Origin of the sequence: Flavobacterium sp. UBA4854 (assembly GCF_002399805.1) — a bacterium.
In the GTDB taxonomy this organism is placed as follows: Bacteria; Bacteroidota; Bacteroidia; order Flavobacteriales; family Flavobacteriaceae; genus Flavobacterium; species Flavobacterium ginsengisoli.
Genome location: NZ_DHEI01000158.1, coordinates 11898 through 18431 on the forward strand (window position 1 = coordinate 11898; position 6534 = coordinate 18431).

The 6534-nt window shown below is 33.1% G+C and carries 7 protein-coding genes; 2 read left to right on the forward strand and 5 right to left on the reverse strand.

Annotated elements, in window-relative coordinates:
- The 4 genes from B3J44_RS22580 to B3J44_RS22595 all read right to left on the reverse strand — a co-directional run.
- On the reverse strand, positions 1-1505 hold a 1505-nt coding region (locus B3J44_RS22580; RefSeq protein ID WP_286971573.1), incomplete at its 3' end, for a VWA domain-containing protein.
- An 80-nt stretch (positions 1506-1585) separates the two neighbouring features.
- Entirely contained in the window at positions 1586-2554 is a 969-nt protein-coding gene (locus tag B3J44_RS22585; RefSeq protein ID WP_286971575.1) for a hypothetical protein, read from the reverse strand.
- 2 nt (positions 2555-2556) lie between these two features.
- Positions 2557-3057, reverse strand: a complete 501-nt coding sequence (locus B3J44_RS22590) for an RNA polymerase sigma factor (RefSeq protein ID WP_286971576.1) — start codon at positions 3055-3057, stop codon at positions 2557-2559.
- Between the two features lie 238 nt (positions 3058-3295).
- Positions 3296-4132 carry a DUF6929 family protein gene (locus B3J44_RS22595; RefSeq protein ID WP_286971578.1) on the reverse strand — a complete coding sequence of 279 codons (837 nt, stop codon included), beginning with the start codon at positions 4130-4132 and terminating at the stop codon, positions 3296-3298.
- A gap of 92 nt (positions 4133-4224) precedes the next feature.
- Here B3J44_RS22595 and B3J44_RS22600 point away from each other — a divergent pair, with 92 nt between their 5' ends.
- Positions 4225-5109, forward strand: coding sequence for a PPK2 family polyphosphate kinase (locus B3J44_RS22600; protein ID WP_286971580.1), 885 nt, complete (start codon positions 4225-4227; stop codon positions 5107-5109).
- A 174-nt stretch (positions 5110-5283) separates the two neighbouring features.
- Here B3J44_RS22600 and B3J44_RS22605 read toward each other — a convergent pair whose 3' ends face one another.
- Entirely contained in the window at positions 5284-5802 is a 519-nt protein-coding gene (locus B3J44_RS22605) for a hypothetical protein (RefSeq protein ID WP_198858315.1), read from the reverse strand.
- A gap of 190 nt (positions 5803-5992) precedes the next feature.
- Here B3J44_RS22605 and B3J44_RS22610 point away from each other — a divergent pair.
- On the forward strand, positions 5993-6534 hold a 542-nt coding region (locus B3J44_RS22610), incomplete at its 3' end, for an MATE family efflux transporter (RefSeq protein WP_286971582.1).

Consider the following 6534-nt stretch of genomic DNA (forward strand, 5'->3'; position numbering starts at 1 on the left):
TTGTAATTTCCCATTCCGTAACCTAAACAAGTCAAGAAAACGCCTGTTTTTCTCTTCTCTTCAATTAATTTTTCCATATCAGAATTAGAAGAACTTCCAACATTAAAATCTCCATCAGTAGCCAAGATTACTCTGTTGTTTCCGCTTTTTATGAAATTTTCAGCAGCAATTTTATAAGCCAATTCAATTCCTGCTCCTCCAGCTGTACTTCCTCCAGCTTGTAAATTGTCTAATGCATTAATAATTGTTTTTTTATCGTCTCCAGAAGTTGGAGGTAAAACCATTCCTGCTGCGCCAGCGTAAACCACAATTGCCACTTTGTCTTTTGGTCTTAATTCGTCAACCAAAATTTTCAATGATTGTTTTAGTAATGGCAATTTGTTCATGTCTTCCATAGATCCAGAAACATCAATTAAGAAAACAAGATTTGAAGCTGGTAAATCCTGAGTTGGAATATTTTTTCCTTGCAAACCAATTTTCAATATTTTGTTGTTTGAATTCCAAGGGGAATCGCTCACTTCTGTATTGATAGAAAACGGATTTTCATTTTTTGGCTGCGGATAAGTGTATTTAAAGAAATTAACCATTTCTTCAACACGTACAGCGTCTTTCGGAACTTGCTGTCCGTTATTTAAAAAGCGTCTGATATTGGTATATGAAGCATTATCAACATCTATAGAGAAAGTTGAAAGTGGCGCTGTTTTCGGACTTTCGAAAGCATTTTCTACAAAAGAATCGTAATCTTCTTGAGTTGGTTCGGTCGAAATTGGCAGGATTTTCAACTTTTTATCCAATTCTTTTTCTGTTAGGTTTTTGTAGATTTCATTTTTGGTTGAAATTACGACAACACCATTTGAAGCTTTACTTCCATAAATCGAAGTTGCAGCTTGATCTTTTAAAACAGAAACATTATCAATATCATTCGGATTTATTTTTGCCATTTGGTTGGCTTTTGCAGGAACTCCGTCAATAATATACAGCGGTTCATTTTTTGGAGAAACAGATTCATTTCCGCGAATAGTAATAGTTGGTGCAGGCATGGCAGAATATCCCATAGAATTTTGAACTTGAATTCCTGATACTTTTCCTTGAATAGCTACTGATGCTGTCGCCATTTTTGCTTTTTTTCTTTCAGCACGCTCGTAACTACGATTGTTATATTCAGCATCGCTTGAACCGTAACCAACAACTACAACTTCTTGCAAACTTGACATTTCTGGAAACATTTTTATATTCATAATATTTGAATTTTGAACCTTTTGGCTTTGGTTTTTGTATCCAATGAAGCTAAAAACCAACATGTCTCCTGTTTTTGCTTGAATGCTATATTTTCCATCGAAATCAGTTGTAGTATTTGTTTTTGATGTCTGATTGAAAATAGTTACGCCTGGAAGAGCTACATTGGCTTCATCTGAAACAGTTCCAGAAATCGTTCTTTCTTGTGCCATACTTACGAAACATATAAGCATAGCAATGGCTGATGAAATAAGTTTTAGACTTTTCATGATTATAAGTTTTAAGAATTAATGTTGAGATTTAACTTTGTCAAAGTTTCAAACTTTGACAAAGTTCTGTTGTGACCTGATTATTTTTTAGGAGCAGGTTTTCCGTTTTTAGTAGTAATTATAACAACTCCTTTTTTTCCTTTTTCGCCATATTTTTCGGTGGCTTCAAGGTCTTGTAAAATCGTTATGGTTTTAATGTCTTGTTTGTCTAAAGGTGCATACGGACTCGTTGGATTTTTTCCGAATAAATCATTTTCTGAATAATAAATTCCGTCAATGATATACAAAGGTTCGTCAAGAACTACAAGCGAATCTAAATTTTCTGGCTGTAGATTCGGAAGTTCGTTCTGAATCATTTTGTCTTTTTTGACATCGTCGCTGTGCGCAATTGCATTTCCGTTTAGAACCACTAAAGGAGCACTTTTTCTAGCTTTTTGTGATGGCGGTGCGCTAGAATAAGCAACTTTTGAAGACGCTCTTTCAGGATAACTTGAATAACCCATATCTGAAGTTACTTCTTTTTTGGATGAGGTATTGTCTTCTTCTCCAAATGTTTCTTCTAACAAGACTTTTTCAGGAATTGCTTTTTCTACCAAAATTTGTGGCGCTGGAATAGATTGAATTGGTTCTGTTTTATGAATGGTTGTTTCCTGAATCGCAACTCTTTCTTTACTTTTAGTTTTATTTTCTAAAATTTTAATCGCTTCTTCATTAGAAATTATTTGTGAATCTGAAGATGGAGTTGCAACTTTTTTATCTAAAATGGGTTGCTCTGGTTGTTTTATTTCTTTTTCTTCTAGAACAACTTTTGAAGTTTCTGCTGCAGTTTCTTTATTTACATGCAAAAATTGATATCCTAAAGAAATAAGTAATAGTAGAGAAGCTGCAATCGCAATTTTCTTCCACAAAACGATTGTCTTTTTATCTTCTTTTTTGTCCAGTTTTTCTTCTACGCGCGACCAGACTTTTTCCATTCCTGGAAAGTCTTGAAACTCGGCTTTTTGCGAAGCTTCTTTTATTTTATCGAATAATTTATCTTGATTGTCCATGACTATTTTGCTTTTTGATAATACAATTTATTAGCCAGTTCTTTCAGTTTGGTCTTAGCGGCATTTAATTGTGATTTAGAGGTGCCTTCAGAAATCTTTAGCATTTCGGCTATTTCTTTATGTCCATAACCTTCAATGACGAAAAGGTTAAAAACCGTTTTACAGCCGTCTGGAATGTGGTTTAATAAATTAAGCAAATCTTCTTCTTCCAACGTATTTAGTTCATCGACAGAAGGCTGAGAAATCAGCTTTACGTCGTCTAAATACATGTTGAAGTTGGTTGCTTTTCTAATAGTTGCCAAACAATGATTTACAGTTATTCTTTTAGCCCAAGCTTCAAAAGCATATGCTTCTTTTAACTGATCTAGTTTGGTGAAAATAGTAAAGAAAGAATCGGCCAAAGCTTCTTCTATTTCTTCTTCCTTTTTTAAATATCTTTTACAAAGGCGGTACAACTTAGGCGCCATGTATTCGTACACTTCGCGTTGGGCATCGCGGTGCATTTTTTTACAGTTTGCTATTTGAGTCTCGTTTATCACAATTGTTGTCTTTCTTATAAAGAGAGATAAAAAGATAAAAAGGTTGGGACAGGGGTAAAAAAAAATTTTAAGGTTCAGAGTTGCAAAGATTCAAAGTTGCAAAGGTTTTATTTTAGAAACGTAATAAAAATATTTTGTGTTTTTCTGCGAAAAACCTCTGCGAATCTCTGTGTAATAATTCTTTCACAGAGATTCACAAAGTTTATTTAATTGGTAAGGTCAATTTATAAATCTTAGTTTCTAAAACTTCGGTGTCATTATCTTCACAAAGTAAAAACTCTATTTTATTGTTTTCTTTTTTGTAGAAAGTCAGGCCTTCAAATTTATTGGTTGCCGTAATTTTTTGAGTGAAATCTATTTTCATCGTTTTGACATCGATTCTTCCAATGAAACTTCCTAAAATTGCGCCATCGTCATAAGTCGATTTGGTATCTTCTGCAGTTGAAAGGAAGTAGATTTTATCATCAACCAAAATAGCATCGGTAAAGCTAGAACGAACACCTTTTATTTTTGGGAGTTTATAATTGACAGAAATCAAGGCAAATTCTTCTCCTAGATTTTTGGCATGAATTGTAAAAATGGTGTTTTTGTTAGTAACGCCATTTCCGCGATTGAATAAATACCAGTTTTCTCCATCGAAAATAGCACCTTCCAAATTAAAATCTTCTGGTTTTATTTCCCCGAAATTCTGCATTACAGCATACAAATCGACTAAATTATTCTTTTGTAAAATCGTTTTTGATTTGATATCAAACGCAATCATTTTATTTCGATTTTCGGTTGAACCAGAACCAAAAACATACAAGGTGTCGTTGTGATGTGTTAAAGATTCAAAATCAGGTTTTAGATTCTTAGGAATATTTTGTGTGGGATTGTCAATTAAAGGATGCTGATTTAATTGTTTGTTTTCGATGTTATATTCATAAAGAAATCCGCTGTTGTCGCCAATTACGTAAAGTGAGTTATTATTTAAAAATAATCCTGATGCAGAACCGATTCCGATAATGTGAAATAATATTTCTAATGTGAATTTTTCCATGAAATGTTGTTTTTATTGCAATGAATAGTAGTTCCAATAGTTATCGGAATTCGTAAAATTAGTATATTTATAAGACAAAAAATCAAAAAGATATGAAATCAATAGATCCAAAAGATTTTAAAGTTGTTGAGAAAATTAAGCTCAAAGAAATTCCGACTTTATTATCTGTAAAAGCCGATGACGACGAAAAAGAAGAAAAATTAGATAAGGTTCAAGCCAAATTAAGCGATTTGCAAGATGTAATGTATGCGCACAATAAATATGCGGTTCTGATTTGCCTTCAGGGAATGGATACTTCGGGAAAGGATAGTTTGATTCGAGAAGTTTTTAAAGAATTTAATGCGCGTGGAGTAGTGGTGCATAGTTTTAAAACGCCTACTTCGGCAGAGTTAGAGCATGATTATTTATGGAGGCATTATATTGCACTTCCAGAAAAAGGAAAGTTTGCCATTTTTAATAGAACGCATTACGAGAATGTTTTGGTTACGCGCGTGCATCCTGAATATATTTTGGGAGAAAACTTACCAGGAATAAATTCTGTAGATGATATCACATCCGATTTTTGGAAAAATAGAATTGAACAAATCAATAATTTTGAAAAACATATTTCTCAAAATGGTACAATAGTGATGAAGTTCTATCTTCATTTAAGTAAGGAAGAACAGCGTCAGCGTTTATTGCGCCGATTGGAAGAAGAAAAACACAATTGGAAATTTTCGCCAGGCGATTTGAAAGAACGTGGTTATTGGGACGAATATATGAAGTATTATGAAGAAGCTATAAATAAAACCTCGACTTCGCATGCGCCTTGGTATATTGTTCCCGCAGACGACAAAGAAATGTCTCGCTATATTGTAGCTAAAATTATTTGGGAAGAAATGAAAAAACACTCTGATATTACAGAACCTGAACTAGACGAAAAAACAGCAGCAAATATCGAATTGTATAAAAAGGAATTGGGAGAGAAGGTAAAATAATGGAGATAATTTGCCAAATAAGATAATTTTTTGAAACTCGACTGGTTGTTAAAACCTCTCGGGTTTATTTTATATGCTATCGTTGCTATTTTAATTTTCCAAATAAAAAAACCGACAGACTCTTCAGACTGTCGGTTTTTTACCAAAAACAAAATAATAAATTAAACCTATTTTTTATAATTTAAAACCATAAGCAACACGCAATGCTACTTGATTGGTTCTAAAATCATGATAATCTTCATAACGAACACTTAAGTCAATGTACTTGTTGGCATAACCAATACCTGGAGCCCATAAAAAAGTTGTTTTATCGTAACCATTTGTTACTGCAAAACCAGCACCAAGTTCTCCTAAAACATAAAATTGATCTTTTAAAACAAATGCTTTAAAACCTGCTTTTGCTGGAATAAAACCAAGATCTTTTACGTTATTTCCAAGTTCATCTTTTCCCATAAATAAATTTGTAAATCCCGTTGTTAAGGTTAATGATGTTTTTTTAGAAAGATCGTACTGTAGACGTACATCTCCACCAAGAGACCAGTCATAATCGTTATCAGTAGGAAGTCCTCCATTTAATCCGACTCCTAATCTAAAACCCTGATCGTAATTTTCTACTCCGCTATCTTGAGCAAAAGTTGTGTTGGCAAATAAAAACGTGAACGCAGCTAGGCATAACATCTGTAATTTTTTCATGGCTTATATTTTTGAAATTTCTATAATGTAAAATTATATGCAAGCTATTTGGAGTTTGTTATACAATTTTTAAAAATCGTTACATAATATTGAGTCTGGCTTATTTTTGTCTTAAAATTGGGATATATTTTTATTGATAGGATAGAATTCGAAGCTTCTGACTATCTTTGCCGACTAAAATTGATTACAAGTGAATTTAAAGCAGTACACCAAAGAGTTTTCGTATAATTTAAGACTAGCATATCCCGTAATTTTGGGTATGGTCGGGCATACTTTAATTGGTATTGTCGATAATATAATGGTTGGCAAAATAGGAAGCACAGAATTGGCCGCAGTTTCTCTTGGTAACAGTATGATCTTTATTGCAATGTCTCTAGGAATTGGATTCTCTACAGCCATTACGCCAATTGTGGCCGAAGGCGATGCAGAAAAAAACGATACAAAAATTAGATCTGCTTTTCATCATGGTTTATTTCTATGTACAATTCTCGGTTTAGTGCTTTTTACCGTAATTATGTTTGCTAAACCAATTATGGAGTTGTTGAAACAGCCAGCAGATGTTATTGTTCTTGCAAAACCATATTTGGGTTGGGTTGCTTTTTCTTTAATTCCGTTGGTAATGTATCAAGGATATAAGCAATTTGCAGACGGAATGTCATTAACCAAATATTCGATGTATGCAATGGTTATGGCAAACGTTCTTCACGTTGGTATAAACTATGTTTTAATTTA